General features: G+C 44.7%; 20 protein-coding genes. 2 read left to right on the forward strand and 18 right to left on the reverse strand.

All coding sequences use genetic code 11. From position 1 onward, the window contains the following. Window positions 1-514: 514 nt before the first annotated feature. Together K0I62_RS19015 and K0I62_RS19020 are read left to right on the forward strand one after the other, a co-directional pair. Window positions 515-1,093 (forward strand): cysteine hydrolase family protein, encoded by a 579-nt coding sequence (locus K0I62_RS19015; RefSeq protein ID WP_220069558.1) that lies wholly within the window; start codon window positions 515-517, stop codon window positions 1,091-1,093. A 359-nt stretch (window positions 1,094-1,452) separates the two neighbouring features. Continuing rightward, a complete protein-coding gene (locus tag K0I62_RS19020) occupies window positions 1,453-5,220 on the forward strand; it encodes a S8 family serine peptidase (RefSeq protein ID WP_220069559.1) in 3,768 nt (1,255 codons plus the stop codon). 458 nt (window positions 5,221-5,678) lie between these two features. Here K0I62_RS19020 and glmS read toward each other — a convergent pair whose 3' ends face one another. From glmS to mnmG, 18 genes are all read right to left on the reverse strand, one after another. After that, the gene (gene glmS / locus K0I62_RS19025) at window positions 5,679-7,508 is read right to left on the reverse strand and encodes a glutamine--fructose-6-phosphate transaminase (isomerizing) (protein ID WP_220069560.1); all 1,830 of its coding nucleotides are present in this window, start codon (window positions 7,506-7,508) and stop codon (window positions 5,679-5,681) included. Window positions 7,509-7,544: 36 nt separating this feature from the next. Beyond that, complete coding sequence (locus tag K0I62_RS19030) at window positions 7,545-8,315, reverse strand: DeoR/GlpR family DNA-binding transcription regulator (RefSeq protein ID WP_220069561.1); 771 nt, start codon at window positions 8,313-8,315, stop codon at window positions 7,545-7,547. A gap of 148 nt (window positions 8,316-8,463) precedes the next feature. Beyond that, window positions 8,464-10,602 carry a TonB-dependent receptor gene (locus K0I62_RS19035; RefSeq protein ID WP_220069562.1) on the reverse strand — a complete coding sequence of 713 codons (2,139 nt, stop codon included), beginning with the start codon at window positions 10,600-10,602 and terminating at the stop codon, window positions 8,464-8,466. A gap of 202 nt (window positions 10,603-10,804) precedes the next feature. Next, window positions 10,805-12,169, reverse strand: a complete 1,365-nt coding sequence (gene glmU, locus K0I62_RS19040; protein ID WP_220069563.1) for a bifunctional UDP-N-acetylglucosamine diphosphorylase/glucosamine-1-phosphate N-acetyltransferase GlmU — start codon at window positions 12,167-12,169, stop codon at window positions 10,805-10,807. 124 nt (window positions 12,170-12,293) lie between these two features. Beyond that, window positions 12,294-12,650, reverse strand: a complete 357-nt coding sequence (locus K0I62_RS19045; RefSeq protein WP_220069564.1) for a DsrE/DsrF/TusD sulfur relay family protein — start codon at window positions 12,648-12,650, stop codon at window positions 12,294-12,296. Between the two features lie 150 nt (window positions 12,651-12,800). Next, window positions 12,801-13,229: a F0F1 ATP synthase subunit epsilon gene (locus K0I62_RS19050; RefSeq protein ID WP_220069565.1), complete on the reverse strand. Its 429-nt coding sequence runs from the start codon at window positions 13,227-13,229 to the stop codon at window positions 12,801-12,803. A gap of 33 nt (window positions 13,230-13,262) precedes the next feature. Further along, on the reverse strand, window positions 13,263-14,639 hold the full coding sequence (gene atpD / locus K0I62_RS19055) for a F0F1 ATP synthase subunit beta (RefSeq protein ID WP_220069566.1): 1,377 nt from the start codon (window positions 14,637-14,639) through the stop codon (window positions 13,263-13,265). A gap of 34 nt (window positions 14,640-14,673) precedes the next feature. Beyond that, a complete protein-coding gene (atpG, locus tag K0I62_RS19060; protein WP_220069567.1) occupies window positions 14,674-15,534 on the reverse strand; it encodes a F0F1 ATP synthase subunit gamma in 861 nt (286 codons plus the stop codon). Window positions 15,535-15,583: 49 nt separating this feature from the next. After that, on the reverse strand, window positions 15,584-17,125 hold the full coding sequence (atpA, locus tag K0I62_RS19065; protein ID WP_220069568.1) for a F0F1 ATP synthase subunit alpha: 1,542 nt from the start codon (window positions 17,123-17,125) through the stop codon (window positions 15,584-15,586). A gap of 14 nt (window positions 17,126-17,139) precedes the next feature. Further along, window positions 17,140-17,673, reverse strand: a complete 534-nt coding sequence (atpH, locus tag K0I62_RS19070; protein ID WP_220069569.1) for a F0F1 ATP synthase subunit delta — start codon at window positions 17,671-17,673, stop codon at window positions 17,140-17,142. Window positions 17,674-17,688: 15 nt separating this feature from the next. Beyond that, window positions 17,689-18,159 carry a F0F1 ATP synthase subunit B gene (atpF, locus tag K0I62_RS19075; protein ID WP_220062553.1) on the reverse strand — a complete coding sequence of 157 codons (471 nt, stop codon included), beginning with the start codon at window positions 18,157-18,159 and terminating at the stop codon, window positions 17,689-17,691. 37 nt (window positions 18,160-18,196) lie between these two features. After that, window positions 18,197-18,448: a F0F1 ATP synthase subunit C gene (atpE, locus tag K0I62_RS19080; RefSeq protein WP_011639455.1), complete on the reverse strand. Its 252-nt coding sequence runs from the start codon at window positions 18,446-18,448 to the stop codon at window positions 18,197-18,199. A gap of 68 nt (window positions 18,449-18,516) precedes the next feature. Continuing rightward, window positions 18,517-19,311 (reverse strand): F0F1 ATP synthase subunit A, encoded by a 795-nt coding sequence (atpB, locus tag K0I62_RS19085; RefSeq protein WP_220069570.1) that lies wholly within the window; start codon window positions 19,309-19,311, stop codon window positions 18,517-18,519. Between the two features lie 12 nt (window positions 19,312-19,323). Continuing rightward, window positions 19,324-19,707, reverse strand: coding sequence for an ATP synthase subunit I (locus K0I62_RS19090; protein WP_220069571.1), 384 nt, complete (start codon window positions 19,705-19,707; stop codon window positions 19,324-19,326). A gap of 225 nt (window positions 19,708-19,932) precedes the next feature. Continuing rightward, entirely contained in the window at window positions 19,933-20,820 is an 888-nt protein-coding gene (locus tag K0I62_RS19095) for a ParB/RepB/Spo0J family partition protein (RefSeq protein WP_220069572.1), read from the reverse strand. Window positions 20,821-20,830: 10 nt separating this feature from the next. Continuing rightward, window positions 20,831-21,619: a ParA family protein gene (locus K0I62_RS19100; RefSeq protein ID WP_220062557.1), complete on the reverse strand. Its 789-nt coding sequence runs from the start codon at window positions 21,617-21,619 to the stop codon at window positions 20,831-20,833. Between the two features lie 91 nt (window positions 21,620-21,710). Continuing rightward, window positions 21,711-22,340, reverse strand: coding sequence for a 16S rRNA (guanine(527)-N(7))-methyltransferase RsmG (gene rsmG / locus K0I62_RS19105; RefSeq protein WP_220069573.1), 630 nt, complete (start codon window positions 22,338-22,340; stop codon window positions 21,711-21,713). Window positions 22,341-22,443: 103 nt separating this feature from the next. Next, window positions 22,444-24,333: a tRNA uridine-5-carboxymethylaminomethyl(34) synthesis enzyme MnmG gene (gene mnmG, locus K0I62_RS19110; RefSeq protein WP_220069574.1), complete on the reverse strand. Its 1,890-nt coding sequence runs from the start codon at window positions 24,331-24,333 to the stop codon at window positions 22,444-22,446. Between the last annotated feature and the right edge of the window lie 36 nt (window positions 24,334-24,369).

The following is a 24,369-nucleotide window of genomic DNA, read 5'->3' on the forward strand; positions in this document are numbered from 1 at the left end:
ACATGAGTTTGATCTAAAAATCTAAAAGGCTGAGGAATTATTGTTGAGTTCCCAAAACAGTAACCAACTCAGCTTTTTGATATCACAGCATACCTTTGCTTTGAGCAGGGAAAACTTCGAAGCCTCGCCTAGAGGCTGACCATAGTCATCTATCGACTCACCTCGTGGCTCATATGACTATCGCGATATTGAATATTGCTTTTAGCCTTTCCAGGTGTCTTTCACCATATTTCAGCATTAATAGCAGGCTTAGCCATAAGCACAACTCTAAGCGACTCAGTAGTGGGGGCATCACAGCCAGAGACTTCCACCAATCTATTTGAACATACCAAACACTAAAGCAACAAACTCTGGATCGGTCATCAAAAATAATTTCATTGCTATCATGAAGAAAGACAAATCGTTAGCACAGATAAAAGAAAATTCATTACCCAGAAAAACACTAGCAACTCACTCGCGTTATACTCAAATGACAACACACTTCAGCATTTACCATTTATTGTGAGGACCCACTATGGCTATTTCCACACTCGATAGAGGCTGTGCACTTATCATTGTCGATCTACAACAAGGCATAGTATGTATGCCAACGGTTCATCCAATATCTCAAGTCGTAGATAATTCCATTAAACTCAAGACCGCTTTTAAACAAAAGCAGCTACCTGTATTTCTGATCAACGTGAATGGCAAAGCCCCGGGCAGAAACCAACTGAGCCCAACAACGCAAAAGCCTGCGGCTAATTGGGCAGAGTTGATCCCAGAGCTAGATGTAAGCTCAGATGATAAATGCATAAGCAAACAGACATGGGGAGCATTTCACAACACTGATTTACATCAGCAATTGCAAAATGCAGACGTTACGCAAGTGGTCATTACAGGCTTAATGACATCAATGGGTGTTGAGTCTACCGCGCGTCAGGCACATGAACATGGCTACAATGTCACCCTAGTAACCGATGCGATAACAGACACCAACCTTGACGCCCATAACAACAGTTGTACCCATATTTTTCCCAAGTTAGCAGAGTGCGGAACAACGGAAGCTTTGCTAAAACTGCTTCAGTTGGACCAACATAACAATTCAGCAAAATAGCGCTATAAATACTATTAGATAACCCATCAATTAAGCCATACAAATAGCGGCGTACCAAAGCGACATTGACTACTCTCAATCGTAACTTCCAGCCCAACTCTCGAGTCATAGCCGACACATAAATACACAGCATAATCCCCCCTGAAAAAACTGAATTGTTACAAATTTGATCATTTTCACTCTAGATATCCCCTCACGGCTAATGCTAAATGGAGGGCGTGACGAAATAGCATTAACCAGAAAAGCTAAAACTCGTCCAAATAAAACTATAAAAAATAAGGATACTTATGAAAGGAAGAAGACTGATAAAAAGAGGCAGCAGTTTATTTTGGGCCGCAAACCTTTTAAGCATATCAACAATGACTTTTGCTCAAGGCGTTACTGATGATAGCCCTAAAGCGTTGGAGTTTACCCTCATTACAGGTGATAAAGTCAGTGCCATGGCAACACCTAATCGGGGACTGTTTGGAGCCAGATTAGTCAGTGATGAAGGCCAGGAGCAGATCACCAGTTTACAACAATTGGGTAGTGACATTTACCTCATCCCGCCCAAAGCCGCTGAACTTGTCGATAAGGGATTGCTCGACCGTGAACTTTTCAACCTCACCAAGTTATACAAAGCCGGTTTTGATGACGAGAGCATGGCTAACCTGCCTATCATCATTGAATACCGCGATGGTAACCTTCCTGCGACCAATGCTAATCTGAAAATCCCTGGCGCTAAACTCACCGCTAGGTTTGATATCATCGATAGTTTAGCGATGTCCGTCAGTAAGAGTGAGCTACAAGATTTACTGGCAAATTTAGATTATGCCAGCTCGATTCAAGGCGTATGGCTAGATGCCAGCGTAGAAGCCCACGAAGCTTTTGAAAGCCGCAGAAACAAACATTGGTGGAGCCACTCGATAGCCAAAGATGATAGCTATCCAACGGTGCCATTAACCGGAGCCTATGGAAATTACGCAGCGCCTTACAAAGGCAATGGCGTGAAGGTTGCGGTATTAGATACAGGTTATGATACAGATCATCCTGATCTTGCAGGCCAAGTCGTTGCGAGCCAGTCTTTTGTTTGGCCTTACACAGAAGTCGATGACATTAACGGTCATGGCACTCACACAGCCTCAACAGTAGCTGGTAATGGATTTGCCTCTAACGGCAAATATGCGGGCATGGCACCTAAAGCAGAATTACTCATTGCTAAAGTTCTTGGCGACAATGGCAGCGGCTCAACCTCTGGCATTATGCAAGCAATGGAATGGGCTGTTGATAATGGTGCAGATATCATCAACATGTCATTAGGCAGCAGCGGCACCAGTTGCGATGGCCCTATGGTCGACTTAGTCGAAGCGTTAAGTGATAAAGCCTTATTTGTGATTTCGGCAGGTAATAGCTTTACCCGCGAAACCATTGGTATTCCAGGTTGTGCACCAAGCGCATTAACGGTTGCAGCGGTAGATAGAGGCAATGAAACTGCAAACTTTTCTAGCCGTGGCCCAAGCCCTGACGGCCACAGTTTAAAACCTGATATTGCCTCACAAGGGGTTAATGTTATTGCTGCGGCATCCGGTGGTAAAGGCGATCATGCCTATCGCTCACTATCAGGAACCTCAATGGCCGCTCCTCATGTAGCTGGTGGCGCTGCTATCTTGCTTGAAGCAAGACCCGATCTCAGCCCTCGCCAATTAAAAAGTGTCTTAACCTCTTCAGTCACTGCCACGCAAGCGGATGTACTTGAGCAAGGCGCAGGGGCTATGGATGTCAACGCCGCTATCAAGCAAGTATTGGTTGCCAATCCAGGTCAAGAATTGGGGATGTTCACTTATGGTGAAACTCAAACTGCAGTGCAGAGCTTAGTGGCACTAGAAAACTTAAGTGATGAAGATATCACCCTAAAACTTAAACTGGAATTTACCGGTGAAGATGGCAAAAGTGCGATTCCTAGCAACGCCATTTGGCTAGATGCGCAGCAAGTCACTATCCCTGCGAAAAGCGTGGCGCAAGTGCCGGTTTGGATTAACCCTAGCGTAGAGTTAAACGACAGTGCTTATGGCACTATCGGCGGCCGCTTAACGGGTGAGTCTATGGGTAAAGATAAAGCAGGTTTAACGGTTCCTTTGTCTTACTGGATCACGCCACCATTAGTAGATTTAACCGTTAATCTATTCGACCGCTACGGCAAACCAGCGAGTTACCCTTCTAAGTTTTACATTATGAATGGTGAAGATGCTTGGGTAGGCAATGTCAATTTGCAAAACGGCAGCAGAACCATAAGTGTTCCTAAAGGTGATTACTCTTTAGTCTCCTATATCATGACCTATGACCACCAAGGTAATTACGGTGGCTTAGTGCAGTCAGTAACCATGATGGCGGAGTTAAGCACTAAGTTAACCCAGAACACTGTGATTGATTTCAATGCTTCTGAGGCCAGCCTGGTAGAGTTTGCAGCGAATAAACCTTTAATGTCACAAGGTTATAGTGCTGGTTTCACTTACGGTCTCAATGATGATCATCTACTTAAAGCAGGCTCAGTCGAAATCGCGCCAGACTATGTCACCCAAGTATATGCGCTGTCTCGTGGTCGCGATGATAGATTCGACAGTTTTATCACAACCCGAGCATTAGCCCCAAAAACCACACTGACCACAGGTAAAGGCACTGAAGTTGACTATACCATCCAATCTGTATCAATGAACTTCCATGGCGAAGGTAGTGCAGAGGTGGTGGTGATTCAAGATCAAGGCTATCAAACAAATTGGGACGACTACGAGATTCAAGGCAAGGTTGTAATACTTGAGTTCCCGTACTTCTTCTCATCAAGCAGCATAAAAGAGCTGGCTAATCGCGGTGCAGTAGGGGTTATTGGTGCTAGACCAAACTCACCAGGCCGCTTTAAATACAGCACTTACAGCATAGATAGCATTCCTACGGTTGGCTTAGATGCACACACCAGTGCAGTATTATTAGCAGAAGCCGAACAGGGACCGATAACGATTCATTGGTCAGGGGTTGCACCAGAACGTTCACCCTATGCTTACAACCTAAGAAACATCAGCCAAGGTAAAATTGAAACCGGCAAGCTGCATTTTGAACCGGCAAGCTTAGATCAGGGTCAATCGGATGGTGTTAATGGCAAGCGCAAGCTCGCCCAGCGCACCGCACATTATCATTCGCAAGGTGATACTCGCCCAGTATGGACGGATATGCATTCCCATGTCAGAGGCTTAAATCCTTTCTATGCTGGTGGTACACCTTTGGCGTTGATTGCACCTTTAACTCGAACTGAGTATTACTCAACAGGTATTGATGGTGCTTGGACAGATATCGTCATGCCAAGATTTAATGTGTATACCTCTGGCGCATTATTTGAAGGTGCTCGTTATTACAGCCGCGGCGCTAAAAATGATGTTTCTTGGTTCAAAGCAAGTAAAGGAGCAGCATTATTATCCAGTGGTTCTGCCTTAGGTTATCGTGATACTAACTTGCTAGAAATTAGCTTACCTCATTTTGGTGACAGCTTTGGCCATGACGGTGTGGCAGGACGCGATGCATCTGCATTCGGCTTAACCTTAGTTAACGGCCAACCCACCAATACCAAAGGTGGCTTCATTGAACTTCCAGATGAAGATGCCAGAGTCACCTTGATCCGTACTTATCAGATGCGTCAAGTAGAGTCAGGCTCCTCGAGCAATGAAAAGTTAGGCACAGAGTACCTAGGTAGTTTTAGTTGGAATACCAACAGCGAACTTCAAGGCGCACAGCCAGTACTGGTACCTGCGATAGATTTGCCAGTTGATATGGAAAATACCATCGCCGCAAATCAGCCGATTCAGGCCAGAGTGTCAGCTAAGGTCGATCTTCGCAACGAAGTTTCACTGTCGCAAGTCTCTGTCCGTTATGCCATAGGTCAAGAGTGCCGCGTTGAAACCTATGTATACAAGTGCACTTCAATGGCTGAAACCCAAAACAGATGGCAAGATGCCAATGTGATGCAGCAAGATGGACAATGGTTTGTCAATTTGCCTAATAACGGCGAAGCAGGCGATTACGTACATTTGCAAATCACGGTACAAGATAACTTAGGTGGCGAATCTGAAGTGACCACAATACGAGCTTATCTACTTGATTAAATTAGTGATAAATTAAGATTACTCGCAAAACAAAAACGGCTTTCATCATGAAAGCCGTTTTATCTTACTTAATAACACTTAAGGTATTATTTTGCTTGGCAGTTAAATTCACCACTATAATCAAAGTGTAGTGGTACGGTGATTTTGGCTACCTAATTAGAGGATGTTATGATTAATTCATAGCAGTATTAGGTGAAAAAATGACAAAGAAGCTTACGTTTATGAAGAGCGCTTTTTCGCAGAGGATCTCGCTGATTGAGAACAAAAAACCTTTGTTGAAGGAAAAGTTACTGCTCTAGAAGCACTTGAAAAGTTTGAGAAAATAATAAAATACTTTTCAGTATCATACTTTTATATAGCTTAACTAAAATTAAGTTGAAATAGTGGAAACTCAATCAGAATTTCCACTATTCAACTTTATTCAGAATCCGACAACAGGAGCCACGTTTTCCAGATGGTTATTCAACAGTAACTGATTTTGCTAAATTACGAGGCTGATCCACATCCGTACCTTTTATCAATGCAACGTGGTAAGAAAGTAGCTGCAAAGGAATAGTGTAGATAAGTGGCGCCATAAACTCATCGCAATGAGGAACAGGAATCACCTTCATAGTCTCATCCGATTCAAACTCCGCATCTTTGTCGGCAAACACATACATTAAACCGCCACGAGCACGAACTTCTTCAACGTTTGATTTAAGCTTTTCCAGTAACTCGTTGTTCGGTGCAACAACAATCACAGGCATATCGGCGTCGATAAGGGCTAATGGACCATGCTTTAACTCGCCCGATGCATAAGCTTCTGCATGAATATAAGAGATCTCTTTAAGCTTAAGCGCACCTTCCATCGCGATAGGGTATTGATCACCACGGCCCAGGAAGAGGGCGTGATGCTTATCGGCAAAGTCTTCAGCCAGCTCGGCAATGGCATCATCTAAGCCTAGTGCTTGTTCAACTTTGGCTGGCATAGATTGCAGGCTCTGAGTGATCTTCGCCTGCATCTCATCAGACATGCCGTTATGGCGTCCAACCACAGCGGTTAACATCAGTAGGCCAGCAAGTTGTACCGTAAAGGCTTTAGTTGATGCTACACCAATTTCGGCGCCCGCTTTCATCATGTAAGCCATATCGGATTCGCGTACCAAAGAGGAGCCCGGCGCATTACAGATAGTCATTGTGGCTTTGTAACCCATCTCTTTAGCAAGACGCAGCGCTGCTAATGTATCAGCGGTTTCACCCGATTGAGAGATAGTCACCAACAGGCTGTTAGGGAATAGGTGCGACTTGCGGTAACGGAACTCAGAAGCGATCTCGACGTTACATGAAACACCGGCCCAATCCTCAAGCCAGTAACGCGCGGCCATGCCCGCATGATAACTGGTACCACAAGCAATAATCTGTACGTGTTTGATATCTTTTAAAAACTCGGCGGCATTTTCACCAAAGGCCGAATCCAGCACATAACCACCAGCAATGCGTCCCTCTAGGGTGTGAGCGATGGCGTGAGGCTGCTCGTAGATCTCTTTAAGCATATAATGGCGGTATTCACCCTTATCACCAGCATCATGAGTCACTTCCGACTCTTTGACTTCACGCTCGACCGGATTACCATCGAGATCATAAATGCTGACGGTGCGTCGGGTAACTTCGGCGACATCACCTTCTTCGAGGAAGGCGAACGAGCGAGTCACAGGTAGCAGTGCTAACTGATCAGAAGCGACAAAGTTTTCACCTAACCCATAACCAATAACAAGCGGGCTGCCACTGCGAGCAACAATCATGCGCTCGCTATCACGACGGTCAATCACAACCGTACCGTAGGCACCTTCGAGCTGCTTAACAGTCGCTTGCACGGCCCCAAGCAAAGTATCATGTGACTTTAGCTCGTGATGCACTAAGTGACAGATCACTTCGGTATCGGTATCAGAACTAAAGGTGTAACCCAGGCCCTTCAGCATATCGCGCAGCTTGTTATGGTTTTCAATAATGCCGTTGTGTACTACGGCAATATCACCAGATGACTGATGAGGGTGGGCATTGCGTTCACTCGGCTCACCGTGAGTCGCCCAACGTGTATGGGCAATACCTGTGCCGCCAACCAGAGGTGCTTCTTCTAGCGCACTCGATAGTTCCTGCACCTTACCAACACGGCGAGTACTGTTAAGTTCGCCATCATTGATAACGGCTACACCCGCCGAATCATAACCACGATACTCAAGACGACGTAAGCCCTCGACCAAGATTTCTGCAACATCCCTTTGCGCTACTGCGCCAACAATTCCACACATAATTTTCCTACTTACTCAATACTGAAATTAAAAATTTTACTTTGAGTAGGGAGCAAGTATTACTTCTACCCCCTGCTCGGTGATCTGTTTTACCGTTTGCTCATCGACTCTGTCATCGGTCACGAGCACACTTATTTGCTGCCATGCCAGTTCCAAGTTGGGAATGCGCCTGCCTATCTTGTCTGAGTCCACCATAACGATCACTTCTCGGGAGACCTCTGCCATCACCTTGCTAAGACCGGTCAGCTCATTAAAAGTGGTTGTGCCACGGGTCAGATCTATGCCATCAGCACCGATAAATAACTGATCGAAGTTATAAGAGCGCAGCACTAACTCGGCAACCTGCCCCTGAAAAGACTCAGAATGGGGATCCCATGTTCCGCCAGTCATCAACAGTGTTGGCTCATTTTCCAGTTCGTGTATCGAATTAGCCAGTTGCAGCGAGTTGGTCATCACCACCAACCCCCGCTTAGCGTTAAGCTGCTGCACTAATCCTGACGTGGTACTGCCACTATCGATAATGATACGATTATGATCTTTAATCAGCTTGGCCGCTGTTTCGGCAATCGACAACTTATTGGGTGCTATTTTGGCACTAAACTGTTGTGTCACTTCATCAGGAATAGCCACCGCGCCACCATAACGTCTAAGCAATAGCCCGGTTTTCTCTAGCGCAGCCAGATCTTTACGTATGGTGACCTCAGAAGTTTCGAAACGACTCGACAACTCATCCACACTTACCTCACCTTGCTGATTTAAGATGGTAATAATGCTATGGCGGCGCTGTTGTGTGTTTCGTTTATTCACAAAGAGTTTCACTTAGGTTTCGTTTCGAAAGATAGATTATAGTGATTCGAAACTTTTTTACTAGTCCCTCAGGTTAAAAAGCCCCCTGAAAAACAAAAAGCCGCTATATGAAATAGCGGCTTTAGGTTTTACTGTATCGGATAATAAATTAGAACTTGGCTTCCAGTGCAAGACCGAAATGACGTCCCTCACCCACAGTCACATCAGTATTGGTTCCACCAGCTAGATAATCCTGATCGAATAGGTTCTTCACATTAAGGCGAACACTCAGATCAGTACCTTTGATATCCATGGTATAAGCGGCGCCAATATCAAAACGAACATAAGCATCTTTGCTAATCGTATTGTCTGTATTAGCGAAACGTTCACCCACATAGACGGCACCAAAGTTAAGTGCCAGCGCTTCAGTCACCTCGTAACGTGTCCAGATGTTGGCCGACCATTCAGGCGCATCAACAGGTGTCTTACCATCTAAACGATCTTCTTCTGGACGAACATATTCAGCATCGAGATACATCATCGACCCCGACATAAACCATTTCTCAGTAAGCTGCCCCTGGGCACCCATCTCGAAGCCCTTATGACGCTGCTCACCAGATTGAGTGGTAATCGTCTTGTCGCCACTCGTCGGGGTCACCTCAAGATCTTGAGTCACTGTGACATTCGATACCGTAATATCGAACAGCGCACCGGTTAACAGTAGACTGCCATCGAAAAGCTCCCATTTGGTACCTATCTCATACTGCTCACCATATTCGGGATCCAAATTCATTTTGTCATTCACATCATCAGGATCATTGACCATTCCCTGAGGCGTAAAGCTCTTTGAGTAGTTCAAATAGATGCTACCGTTCTCCGCGGGTGAATAGATCACCCCAAACTTAGGTGATACGGCATAACTGTTGTTACCCTCACCATCCTTCTTCTGCTCGTCGTAGCGCACGCCGGCCAATAGTTGCCAGCTATCATTAAGGGTAATAAGATCTTGAATATAGAAACCGTAATGCTTGTAGTCAGACTCAGACTTAGTCGTGTCGCGATGATAGTCCAAATCCGGGCGAGACACAGGCTGCCCCGGCATAACCAACTGATTCTTGTCACCCGCCTCTTTTAGCTGGCCATAGTAGTAGTCCAGCATATTGGCGCCGATCAACAACTTATGTTCGACATCGCCGGTACTAAAGTCACCGGTAAAGTCGATAAAGCCCGTCTTATGTTGCCAATCATCGTAGCGATCGAATGGGCTGATGGTATAACCGTCTTTGAATGGATCTTCAGAACCTTTAACTAAACTTGGCGATGAATCTAAACGCTGACGATTAAACTGCTGATCGTTGTAACCCGCTTTCACTTTCCAATTATCACTGATGTGGTAAGTCAGTTCGGCACCTAAATTAGAAACTGTGTTGTCGGTAAAGGCCCAGGGCATATCCCAAATAATATCTCTGCCGCCGATCAACTTACCGTCACTGTTTAACCAGCCACCACGGTCAATGCCTGTCTTGTCTTGGGTGTGATCGTATTTAAGTGATAGCAATAGATCATCGGTTATATCAAACTCTAAATTCAAGTAACCTAACCAACGGTCTCGCTCTTGATTAGACCCATCCTGATACTCTCTCCAGTACTGAGTATCTTGCTTAACCAATACAGTGCGATAACGAATAGTTTGCGCTTCATTTATGCTACCACCAGCATCGATTTGAAAACGGGTAGAACCTTCTTCATCCGTATCAAATCCGACGTCAAAAACCGTATCGTAGGTCGGCTTCTTGGTCACCATGTTAATCAATCCACCAGGACCCGATTGTCCATAGAGCATACTTGAAGGGCCTTTCAAAACTTCAACTTGTTGCAGAGTCTCAATTGGTTGGACATAGTGAGACCATTGTTGCTGGCCATTAATTAAAAAACCAGAACCAGAAGAAAGCTCAAACCCGCGGATATTAAACACCTGACGGTTCCACTTTTCACTGCCGCTCGTTACGCTCGAATCATTAACAAGCACTTCTGACAAATTGGTCGCTAGTTGCTCGTCAGTAACAAAATCAGGGATCACAGAGACTGATTGTGGTGTGTCCATTAAATCGATATCGCCGCGCATCGCACCCGATGCAACACCGACTTTATAATCGTTAAAGGTTCGTCCTGTAACCGTAATACGTTCAATATTGGCATCAACAACGGTATTCGCAGCTTCATCAGCAACAGCCGTGGCACTGGCAATAGCCGCCAGAACGGCTAAACCGATAGTAGAATAAGTAAACGGAGAACCGCTAAGAGACATGAAAACCTCACAACAAAACAGGAAGAAACTAAAGTTGGGAGGAATATAAATGAGAATTGTTTTTATTTAAACTTGTTTGCGATTCTTTACATTGTAAAGTGACTAGCATCACAAAAAATGTAAGGGTTTGCATTAATAACCTTTTTCATTATCTTAATAATTAAAGGCGACCCTAAGGTCGCCTTTATTCATCGAATAATCGTTATTTCTTTTTCTTAACAGGACGAACCCATCCAGTTAAGTGACGCTGCTTTACACGAGTTATCACTAATTCATCGGCGGCAACATCTCGAGTAATCGTTGACCCAGCCCCGAGAGTTGCCCCCTTACCAATAGTAACAGGGGCTACCAGCTGGGTGTCACTGCCAACAAACACATGGTCTTCTATGACTGTAAGATGTTTATTGGCGCCATCGTAGTTACAGGTAATGGTTCCCGCGCCTATATTAACCCCTGCGCCAATTTGTGCATCACCAATATAGGCAAGATGCCCCGCTTTAGAACCTTCTCCCAATACCGCCTTCTTCATCTCAACGAAGTTACCAATATGGGCATCACGTTTAAGTTCGGCACCGGGGCGCAGCCGAGCAAAAGGCCCAGCACTGGCTTTTTCACCGACGATGGCATTTTCAACAATAGAGTAAGGTTTGATCTCGGCATTATCGCCGATCTCACAATCGCTCAGGATAGCGCCAGCACCAATAGTGACATTGTTGCCTATGGTCACTTTGCCTTGGAATATCACATTGACATCGACCATCACATCCATACCCACACTGACGTCGCCGCGAATATCGATACGGGCAGGATCACGCAGGTTAGCACCATCAAGCATCAGCTTTTCCGCTGCGCGCGCCTGATAGGCACGCTCTAGCTGAGCCAGTTGCACACGATTATTAGCGCCTTCCACTTCAATAGCAGATTCAGGCTGCGCGGTAGTAATGGCTACACCGTCGCGGTGAGCCATGGCTACGATATCGGTAAGATAGTACTCACCTTGAGCATTGTCCGATGACAGCTGACCTAACCAATCTTTCAACTGTTTACCTGGAGCCGCCATAATGCCAGTATTGATTTCGTTAATCTTAAGCTGCTCGGCATTAGCATCTTTCTGCTCGATAATACCAACAACCTTGCCCGCCTCACGCACGATACGGCCATAACCCATTGGGTTAGTTAGATTAACGGTTAAAATAGCTAGGCCACTCTCTTCACGCGCAGCGAGTAGTGCCTCAAGCGTCGACGGCTGAATTAATGGTACATCACCATATAAAATCAAAACAGTATCATCATCAGCAATATTGTCATTGGCTTGCGCCACTGCATGACCTGTACCCAATTGCTCGGCTTGCAATACCCAATTAAGCTGTTGCTCACCTAGGCTAGCCTGCAGCTTATCGGCACCATAGCCATAAACTAACTGAATGGCATCACTTCCAACTTGATGCGCGGTATCTATCACATGCTGCACCATACTTTTGTGCGCTATTGGGTGCAGAACTTTAGGAAGATCTGAGCGCATGCGGGTTCCCTTGCCTGCGGCCAAAATCACTACATTCAGTGCCATGGATTTATCCTTGAGCTAAAGCTGATTTAAATAATAAGGTTAATTTTTGTGAAGGTGATTTTAATAGATCAGGCATTTAAAAGCGACCAGCTGAGCAATTAAAGCTACGGGACACTTAACGCAGTTAAAAAGTAATCGTTTTATCAGAATCTAATACCCACTGAGCAAGATCATCCATAGTAGCAACCTGACACCCCTCGATGACAGCAAGGTCTGCCAAACCTCGAGCATGCATACAAGATCCGCAAAATTTAACTGTACTACCTTGAGCAATTACGATTTCTAACATCTGCTGAATATTGTAACCCTCACTGGGATTTTGCTTAGGCAGTACGGCGGTTATCGCGTCAGACAGCAAAAATAGCTTTACCTTAGCTGGTGGGCGCTCTTGTTCATTGAGCTGTATTGCCAAACGTAACGCATTAAACAGTCGTTCTGAGCCATAAGGCGCGTCATTAACAATGATAAGTAGGTGTTGCATTGAAAAATCCATTCAACCATAAATTAATGAACGGAGAGTAACATCATCATAAAAATGAAAGGTTTGTATCTATCACGTTTCAGCCCTTGCTATCACCCTTTAGATACAAAAAAGGCGCCCTGAGGCGCCTTTTATAATCAAACAATAACCTTATCTGGCAATGTTCTTTTTGATGGTTTCTACAACGCGCAATTGAGCGATAGCCTGAGCTAATTCAATCGCTGCAGCGGCATAGTTAAAGTCTGCACCTGCATCAGCCATATGGGCTTCTGCACGACGCTTGGCTTCTACAGCTGCCTGCTCATCAATCTCTTCGGCACGCAATACCACGTCAGCCAATACGGATACTGAAAAAGGTTGTACTTCCAGGATACCACCCGAAAGATAGAACACTTCTTCTTTACCATCTTGCTTGACGATGCGCGCCATGCCAGGTTTGATAGGTGTAAGTAAAGGAGCGTGACCAGGCATAATACCTAAGTCACCTTCACTACCAGTGACTTGTAGGTGTGCTACAAGGCCTGAATAGATGTTACTTTCTGCACTTACAATATCAAGTTGTACTGTCATGGCTGCCATCCGTTCTCCTTAAAATACCAAGCCTAGGCCCGATTATTTTTTGTTAGCTCGCTCGATAACTTCATCGATTGAACCTGCCATGTAGAACGCTTGCTCTGGAATGTGGTCAAACTCACCTTCCAATAGTCCCTTAAAGCCACGGATAGTGTCTTTTAGAGAAACGTACTTACCTGGAGAACCGGTGAATACTTCAGCTACGAAGAATGGCTGAGAAAGATATTTTTCAATCTTACGAGCACGAGATACAGTAGTCTTATCTTCATCAGATAATTCGTCCATACCTAAAATCGCGATGATATCTTTCAGCTCTTTATAACGTTGTAGTACGGTTTGTACACCACTTGCTACGTCATAATGCTCTTGACCAACAACCAATGGATCTAACTGACGAGAAGTCGAATCCAATGGGTCAACCGCTGGGTAAATACCCAGAGAAGCAATGTTACGTGACAGTACAACAGTCGCATCTAAGTGAGCGAAGGTTGTTGCTGGTGACGGATCCGTCAAGTCATCCGCAGGTACGTATACCGCTTGAACTGAAGTAATAGAACCAGTTCGAGTTGAAGTAATACGTTCCTGAAGAACACCCATCTCTTCAGCCAATGTTGGCTGATAACCTACTGCTGATGGCATACGGCCTAGCAGTGCAGATACTTCCGTACCCGCCAAGGTGTAACGATAGATGTTATCAACGAAGAAAAGAACGTCTTTACCTTCGTCACGGAACTTCTCGGCCATAGTCAGACCAGTAAGTGCCACACGTAGACGGTTTCCTGGAGGCTCGTTCATCTGACCATAAACCATGGCCACTTTATCGAGAACACCAGACTCTTCCATCTCGTAGTAGAAGTCGTTACCCTCACGAGTACGCTCACCTACACCAGCGAATACTGACAAACCAGAGTGCGCTTTAGCGATGTTGTTAATCAGTTCCATCATGTTAACTGTCTTACCAACACCCGCACCACCAAACAGACCTACTTTACCACCTTTAGCAAACGGACAAACAAGGTCGATAACCTTGATACCAGTTTCTAAAAGCTCAGTAGTGTTTGACTGATCTTCATATGAAGGAGCTTCACGGTGAATAACATAACGTTCTTCTTCACCAATTGGGCCCGCTTCATCAACAGGTTGACCTAATACGTTCATGATACGGCCTAGGGTCGCAGCCCCAACCGGAACAGTAATAGGTGAACCCGAATTTACTACCTCAAGACCACGACGCAGACCATCTGAAGTACCCATAGCGATGGTACGAACTACACCACCACCAAGTTGCTGCTGAACTTCCAGCACCAAGCCTTCACTTTTGATCTCTAGAGCGTCATAAACCTGAGGTACGGCATCATGTGGAAACTCAACGTCCACAACCGCGCCAATTACTTGGACAACAGTACCTGTGCTCATGATTAATCCTCTAAACTTTTATTCGTTACCCAGCCTAAACTGCTGAGGCCCCTGAAACAATTTCCGACAGTTCCTGCGTAATCGCAGCCTGACGGGCTTTGTTGTAGACCAACTGCAAGTCATCGATAAGCTCACCAGCGTTGTCTGTCGCAGCTTTCATAGCAACCATACGGGCCGCTTGCTCAGATGCGATGTTTTCGACAACACCTTGATACACTTGAGATTCCACATAGCGAACCAATAAAGTATCCAAAATTTCTTTTGGATCTGGTTCGTATAAGTAATCCCAGTGATGAGCAATCTCATCATCTTTTGACTTAGGCAAAGGTAGCAGCTGTTCGATCACAGGCGTCTGACTCATGGTATTAACGAACTTGTTAAATACCACATACAGACGATCAAGTGTGCCTTCGTTGTAAGCTTGTAGCATTACGCGTACTGTTCCGATCAGGTCAGCTAGCTTTGGAGCATCACCTAAACCTGAAGCATGAGCAGACACTTTACCGCCAAAGCTATTGAAGAATTGTACGCTGCGTGCACCAATTGGGCAGAATTCAACTTCTGCACCGGCTTCACGTTGCTTCTTCACGTCTGCGACAACCTTTTTGAACAGGTTGACGTTCAGACCACCACAAAGACCACGGTCGGTTGATACAACAATGTAACCAACCCGCTTAGCTTCTCTCACTTCCAAATAAGGATGCTTATATTCGAGAGAACCTTGCGCCACGTGACCGATCACCTTACGCATATTTTCTGCATATGGACGGCTCGCTGCCATGCGTTCCTGCGCTTTGCGCATTTTGCTGGCTGCAACCATTTCCATCGCAGATGTGATCTTCTGAGTGTTTTGAACACTCGCGATCTTGGTTTTAATCTCTTTAGCGCCGGCCATCTTTACTCTCCAATCTGGACCTGAGGTGCCTTAAGACACCTCTGTGTCTTTACCAGGTTTGGGTTTCTACGAACTTGTCGAGGCCAGCCTTCAAACCACCTTCGATATCGGCATTGTAATCGCCAGTATCGTTAATAGTCTTCATTAGGTCAGCATGCTCGCTGTTCATGTAAGAGAGCAAAGAAGCTTCGAAGTCACCGATCTTGTTTAGCTCAACAGCCTTTAGGTAACCTTTTTCAGCTGCGAAAATAGACACAGACTGATCGGCTACGCTCATAGGCGCATATTGCTTTTGCTTCATGAGTTCGGTAACACGCTCACCATGCTCAAGCTGAGCACGAGTTGCATCGTCAAGATCAGATGCAAACTGAGAGAACGCCGCAAGCTCTCGATACTGTGCTAGTGCAGTACGGATACCGCCAGACAGTTTCTTGATGATCTTAGTCTGCGCCGCACCACCAACACGAGAAACCGAAATACCTGGGTTAACCGCAGGACGTAGGCCTGAGTTAAATAGATCGGTTTCAAGGAAGATCTGACCATCGGTAATCGAAATTACGTTGGTCGGTACGAATGCAGATACGTCACCCGCTTGAGTTTCAATAATAGGCAGTGCCGTTAGAGAGCCAGTTTTGCCCTTAACTTCGCCATTAGTGAACTTCTCAACATACTCAACGTTTACACGTGAAGCACGTTCTAGTAGACGTGAGTGAAGATAGAAAACGTCGCCTGGGTATGCTTCACGTCCTGGAGGACGCTTAAGTAGCAATGAGATCTGACGGTAAGCAACAGCTTGCTTAGAAAGATCATCATAGACGATTAGTGAGTCTTCACCGCGGTCACGGAAGTATTCACCCATTGAACAGCCAGAATATGGCGCCAAATATTGCAGTGCAGCCGCTTCAGAAGCAGTTGCAACAACAACGATGGTGTTAGCCAATGCACCGTGCTCTTCAAGTTTGCGAACAACGTTAGCAATAGTAGAAGCCTTTTGGCCTACCGCTACGTATACACACTTAATGCCAGAGTCTTTTTGATTGATAATGGCATCGATCGCTAGCGCTGTTTTACCAGTCTGACGGTCACCAATAACCAATTCACGTTGTCCACGACCGATTGGGATCATAGAGTCAACGGCTTTATAACCAGTTTGCACTGGCTGATCTACTGACTTACGTTCAATAACACCAGGTGCGATAACTTCAACAGGAGAGAAACCATCGTTGTCGATAGGTCCTTTACCGTCGATTGGTTGACCCAATGTGTTGACTACGCGGCCTAATAGACCACGGCCAACTGGAACTTCCAAGATACGACCAGTTGTTTTAACTTTTTGACCTTCTGCCAAATCGGCATAAGGACCCATAACTACGGCACCGACAGAATCACGTTCTAAGTTCAACGCGATTGCGAAACGGTTACCAGGCAGTTCGATCATTTCACCTTGCATCACATCGGCTAGGCCGTGGATGCGGATGATGCCGTCACTTACTGCAACGATAGTACCTTCGTTGCGAGCTTCACTAACGACTTCGAACTGCTCGATCCGCTGTTTAATCAGATCGCTGATTTCAGTGGAATTCAGTTGCATGCTCAAACTCCCAATTACGACTGCAGCGTTTCAGACAGACGGTTTAGTTTACCGCTGACCGAGCCATCAATGACTAGGTCGCCTGCCGTGATAATTACACCAGCAACAAGGCTGGCATCTACGCTGCAATTCAGCTTAACTTTGCGTGTGAGACGTTTCTCTAGAGAAGCACCAATTTGCTGTTGTTGCTCTGCGTTAAGCTCAGTGGCAGAAACAACATGTGCTTCAACCTCTTTAGCCCACTCATTGCGTAACTCATGAAAGAGTTGATACACAGCAGGAAGTACTTCCAAACGACCGTTTTCAGCCATTACCTTTAACAGGTTCTGCCCTTGCTCATTGACCTGCTCACCACAAACTTTAATAAAAAGTTCTGCAAGCTGGTTACTGGCTAGTGCGCCAGACAGTAGCGGCTTCATCGTCTCGTTTTCACTGACTTGAGCTGCAAAATCAAGCATTTCTGCCCAACTATCTACTGCGTCTTTTTCAAGAGCAAAGTCAAACGCTGCCTTTGCGTAAGGACGAGCGATGGTGGTTATTTCAGCCATAACTCAACTCCCTTATCAAATTTCAGCAACTAGTTTATTAACTATGTCACTGTGGGCGGCTTCATCAATCGAACGCTCAAGGATTTTCTCTGCGCCAGCGATGGCTAGAGAAGCAACTTGCTTACGCAAGTCTTCTTTCACGCGATTACGTTCAGCTTCAATTTCTGCTTTACCCTGAGCGATAATTTTAGCGCGCTCAGCGTCTGCTTCGGCTTTGGCCTCTTCGACAATCTGAGCTTTACGCTTATTAGCTTGCTCAATGATTTCGTTAGCAGTTGCCTTAGCTTCTTTTAGTTGGTCAGTGGCTTTCGCCTGTGCCAACTCAAGGTCTTTTACAGCACGATCAGCATCAGCTAGACCGTCGGCTATCCTTTTTTGGCGCTCTTCGATGGCATTCATCAAAGGGGGCCAAACAAACTTCATGCAGAACCACACGAAGATAATAAAGGCAACCGTCTGACCGATTAGGGTAGCGTTGATATTCACAACAGCCTCCTAGTTAGATTAAAGACAGAAGCGTTGATTACAGCATTGCACCCAGTGGGTTAGTAAACAGCATAAATAGTGCAATACCTACACCGATCATGGTTACCGCATCCAATAGACCAGCAACAATGAACATCTTAACTTGTAGCATAGGGGCCATTTCTGGTTGACGCGCAGCGCCTTCCAAGAACTTGCCACCTAGTAGGCCGAAACCGATAGCGGTACCTAGAGCACCCATACCAATCAGTAGAGCAACAGCGATAGCTGTCATGCCTAATACAGTTTCCATCTCTATCTCCAGTATTCTAAATCTTTAGTTAGTTAGTGATTTAGCTAAAAAAATTTCTTCGGCAATCCTTAATGATCTTCATGAGCCATGCTTAGATACACGATCGTAAGCATCATGAAGATAAACGCCTGTAGGGTAATAACCAAAATATGGAATATTAACCAACCTAGCTGCAGTGTCACACCTAGAGCGGATAACGCCATATTGGCACCATACATCAGCGCAATAAGGATGAAGATCAACTCACCAGCATATAAGTTACCGAATAGACGCAGAGCCAATGAAATAGGCTTAGCGATAAGGGTAACTGATTCTAGTAGTAAGTTGACGGGTATCATTGCCCAATGGTTAAACGGATTTAACGTAAGTTCTTTTACAAACCCTGAAACGCCCTTGACCTTTATGCTGTAGTAAATAATCAGCACAAACACACCAATAGCTAAGCTGAAGGTGATGTTTAAGTCAGTAGTTGGAACCACTTTCATGTAGGGAATACCAGCCGCTTTGGCTAATTCAGGTAGCCAGTCAACAGGAATCATATCCATGAAGTTCATCATGAATACCCAGACAAAAATGGTTAAAGCTAGAGGAGCAATTACAGGATTACGTCCATGGAAGGTTTCTTTCACGCTGCCATCAACGAACTCAACGATCATCTCAACAAAACACTGAAGTTTGCCAGGAACACCGGTAGTCGCTTTCTTGCCAACGCTATGAAAAATCCATAGGAACAATACGCCAAGACCAACCGAAAAGAGCAACGAATCAACGTGCCATGTCCAGAACCCTTCGCCAACGTGTAAGTTGGTAAGATGGTGCTGGATATAGCCCTGCGGTGTTAACGCTTCACCTGTTGCAGACATGATTCATCCCACTTAACTTTGCTTGAAGTATAAAGGAGCCGTCCAATGCACTATTAACGCTGATATATAACAAACAAAAAGCGGCATAAATACGACCTTAAGATTGATAAACACTAACGAAAACATTGCTATGGTTAACAGCAACTTCACCGCTTCCCCCCAGTAAAAAGTTTTCATCACTTTTCCTGCTGAGCTTGCTCCCGTGTGGGAAAAAGCGAGGGTTGCGAATACAAAATTAGGAAGTACAGCAATTGCACCACCTGCTAACGCAGATAATCCAAACTGAACTCCCCACACGGCGAAAAAGACAATTGAAACACCCCCAGCCACCGCCGCCTGCATCATCACCAACTTATAGGCTGACCATCGGCCACGACGTGCTAAAACCTTGCTCAATTCATCTTCTCCGCATTAAGACTTTTTGTTTCTATGACCGAATATCAATTATCCGATCAATGACGAGGTACAAAAAGCTTGCGAAAGTATACCTTTTCGCACATCCAAAGCAAGTTTAAGGTAATTAAAAAATGGAGACTTTTAACGTGATCTAGGCCAAAAGTCTAAAAACAGAAATTTAACACACGTCACAAAGTTACATAATATTACTTTAACGTGGGAGTTTTAGCGGATTTTGTCAATAATACCATCTAATTCAGCCAAATTTTGATAGTTAATAACCATTTTTCCTTTACCTTTTTTGTTATGGCTAATAGAAACTTTGGCCCCTAATTTTTCAATTAACTGGCTCTCTAAACGGGCCACATCATGATCTTTTGCTGGTTTATCGACGATTTCAGGTGGATTTAAGGTTTTATTAACTAAACGTTCAGTTTCACGAACAGTTAGCTCTTTAGCACTCACTAATCTAGCCAGTGTCGTTTGTTCATCTCCAGAGACGGCAAGTAACGCTCTAGCGTGCCCCATATCAATATCACCGTGCTCTAACATACGCTTTACAGCTTCATTTAAACTATTCAAACGTAATAAATTTGAAACAGTTGCACGAGACTTACCAACCGCATCAGCAGTTTGCTGATGAGTAAGCTCAAACTCTTCAATAAGGCGATTTAATGCGATGGCTTCTTCCATCGCATTAAGATCTTCACGCTGGATATTTTCAATGAGTGCAATAACAACCGCTGACTCATCAGGGACTTGCTTAATGATACAAGGGACTTTATCTAAGCTTGCTAACTGCGAAGCCCGCCAGCGACGTTCACCTGCGATAATCTCATAACCTTTATCAGATACTCGACGAACAACGATTGGCTGAATGATACCTTGAGTACGAATAGACTCTGCTAACTCTTCTAATGCCTCTGGAGACATATCTTTACGAGGTTGATATTTACCAGGTTGAAGAAGGTCTACCGCAATCATCTTTAACTCTTCAGCATTATGATCAACGTTATTAACAGCATCGTCTTGAGACGTTTGCTTTGAAGCTGCATGGCTAGTGCTTAATAGCGCATCTAATCCTTTGCCTAAGCCACGTTTTTTCGGTGTCATCAATTTTTCCTTAAGCTTGCTGTAACTTAGAATGTTGTTCTGCGCGTCTAATAATTTCACCCGCTAACGCAAGATAAGCTTTAGCACCAGCGCTCGATTTATCGTAATACATGGCAGGCGCCCCAAAACTGGGCGCTTCCGCCAATCTGACGTTACGAGGGATAACTGTGCGATACACTTTATCGCCAAAATGCTGCTTTAGCTGATCGGATACATCATTTGCTAATCGATTGCGGGGATCGTACATAGTACGCAGGATCCCTTCGATTGAAAGACCAGGATTAACCATAGCCGCCAATTTACTGATGGTATCCATCAATGCAGTTAACCCTTCTAGGGCATAATATTCACACTGCATAGGCACTAACACCGAATCAGCAGCAGACATAGCATTAACCGTCAGCATATTAAGCGACGGAGGGCAGTCTATGAAAATATAATCATAATCATCTTTGATAGGTGCAAGTGCATTACGCAAACGGATCTCGCGGGCAAAAAACTCCATTAACTTGATCTCGGCAGCTGTCACGTCGCCATTACCAGCAATAAGATCATATTTTCCAGCGGTATTGCGGTAAACGATCTCATCGAAACTCTTTTCTTCGACCAAGAGTTCATAAGCAGTATTTTCGACATTATATTTATCGACACCACTGCCCATGGTTGCATTGCCTTGAGGATCAAGATCGATAAGTAAAACTTTGCGTTTTGTTGCAGCTAAGGATGCCGCTAAATTAACACAAGTGGTTGTTTTTCCCACGCCACCTTTCTGGTTGGCTACAGCTATCACTTTACCCAAAATATTATCCTGTCTTCACGTTAGCTGATTCGATACGCTTATTGTTTTATCAAATTGCTTGAACTGGTTTAATAATGCAACTCTATTGGCTTTACGCTTCTGAGTTTTTGACCACTCTAAGCAAATGGCGCTGCTCTTCAAGACGAGGGACTTTCAGTTCAAACACGTCGGTAACACTATATCCTTCAGGAAGTTGTGCCATCTCTTCATCGCTAAGTTGACCTTTTAGCGCATAAAAACAACCATTTTCTTTCGGTAAATGTTGACACCAATGCAACATGTCTTCAATTGATGCAAACGCTCGGCTCAGTACGCCATCAAATTTTTCTTCAGGTTGATACGCCTCAACACGACTTTCAACTGAACTAATATTATTGATCCCTAGTTCAAACTGAACCTGTTTCTGGAAACGGATCCGTTTACCTAAACTATCGAGTAACACAAATGTTTTATCAGGATTCATTATCGCCAAAGGGATCCCTGGTAATCCAGGTCCGGTACCTACATCAATAAAACGTTCTCCAACAAGATGCTTACTTGCAGCAAGACTATCCATAATATGACGGATCAACATCTGCTCAGGATCTCTTACCGAAGTCAGGTTATAGGCCTTATTCCATTTTGCGAGCATAGCAACAAAATCGAGCAATTTTTGCTTTTGCTCTGGCGTGGCCGTCATATCAATGTCGGCTAAGTAGGTGTCTAATTGGACTGATAACACGGAGGTATCCTCGATAAACAATGGGATATTATGAAGCGGAGAAGCCTAGATGGGAAGCACCAAGGCCACTCATCTAGGCGAACAGCAAATTTTAGCTATGGATTCAAGCGCTCTTTCTAAGTAAACCACGTTTCTTAAGATGAACCAGCAAAATCGAAATAGCAGCTGGAGTGATCCCTGAAATACGCGATGCCTGACCAATCGTTTCAGGCTTATGGTCATTAAGCTTTGCAATCACTTCGTTCGATAAACCTGGAACCTCTTGATAATCAAGATTTTGTGGCATCAAAGTTTTTTCATTACGAATCGCTTTATCAATTTCATCTTGCTGACGTTGAATATAACCTGAATATTTAACTTGGATCTGCACTTGCTCGGCAGCACGTTGATCTTCGATTGCAGGGCCAAATCCTTCGATATCCATTAGTTTTGGATAATCGAGCTCAGGACGACGCAATAACTCTTCAAATGTCGCTTCACGGGTGATCGGCGTATTCAAATGAGGGTTCAGCGCATCAACCAAAGGCGAATTAGGATGGACCCATTGACTGCGTAAACGCTGAAGTTCTAATTCGATCGCTTCACGCTTAGCATTAAATTTAGCCCAACGATCATCATCCACTAACCCGATCTCACGACCCTTTTCGGTTAAGCGTAGATCCGCATTGTCTTCACGCAGCAATAATCGATATTCCGCGCGGCTAGTAAACATACGGTAAGGTTCTTTGGTTCCAAGAGTCGATAGATCGTCAACCAGAACGCCGAGATATGCTTCATCACGACGAGGACACCAAGACTCTTTACCTTGCACTTGTAATGACGCGTTCATACCCGCAAGTAAGCCTTGTGCGCCAGCCTCTTCGTAGCCAGTGGTACCGTTGATTTGTCCCGCAAAGAACAAACCATTTATTGATTTGGTTTCTAATGAGTTTTTAAGATCGCGAGGATCAAAATAATCATATTCAATCGCATAGCCTGGACGAATAATCTGTGCGTTTTCCATACCTTGGATAGAACGAACAAGATTTAACTGCACATCGAAAGGCAGGCTAGTCGAGATACCATTAGGATAAATCTCTGTCGTATTTAAGCCTTCTGGTTCGATAAAAATTTGATGCGATGCTTTATCCGCAAAACGATTAATTTTATCTTCAATCGATGGACAATAACGAGGACCGATCCCTTCTATCACGCCTGAATACATTGGGCTTCTGTCGAGTCCACCACGAATAATCTCATGAGTACGCTCGTTAGTATGCGTAACATAACACGAGACTTGGCGAGGATGCTCTTTAACATCACCGATAAATGACATTACAGGTAATGGATCATCACCTTTTTGCTCTGTCATCAGGTTGAAATTAATCGTATTTGCATCAATTCTTGGTGGTGTTCCCGTTTTTAAACGGCCAACACGGATAGGTAATTCATGTAAACGATGAGCTAACGAAATCGATGGTGGATCACCAGCTCGACCACCACTGTAATTTTCTAAGCCGATATGAATCTTACCACTGAGGAAAGTCCCTGCGGTTAACACGACAGCTGGAGCTTCAAAGGCTAATCCCATTTGAGTTACTACGCCAACGACACGATCATTTTCAACAATAAGATCGTCTACAGATTGTTGAAATAAACGTAAATTAGGTTGGTTTTGTAGGATCTGTTGGATCTTAGCGCGATAAAGTGCTCTATCTGCTTGCGCTCTTGTCGCTCTAACAGCTGGTCCTTTACTTGAATTTAAGGTACGAAATTGAATGCCAGCATGGTCAGTGGCAATGGCCATTGCACCGCCTAAGGCATCGATCTCTTTAACTAAATGGCCTTTACCGATCCCACCGATAGCTGGATTACAAGACATCTGTCCCAAGGTATCTATGTTATGGGTCAATAATAATGTTTTTGACCCCATCCTAGCAGATGCCAATGCTGCTTCGGTTCCAGCGTGACCGCCACCAACAACAATTACATCGAACCGTTCATGAAAATGCATCACAGTACCTTAAATAAAAACCTGTATCGAAATTGA

Source organism: Shewanella psychrotolerans (assembly GCF_019457595.1).
Lineage (GTDB): Bacteria > Pseudomonadota > Gammaproteobacteria > Enterobacterales > Shewanellaceae > Shewanella > Shewanella psychrotolerans.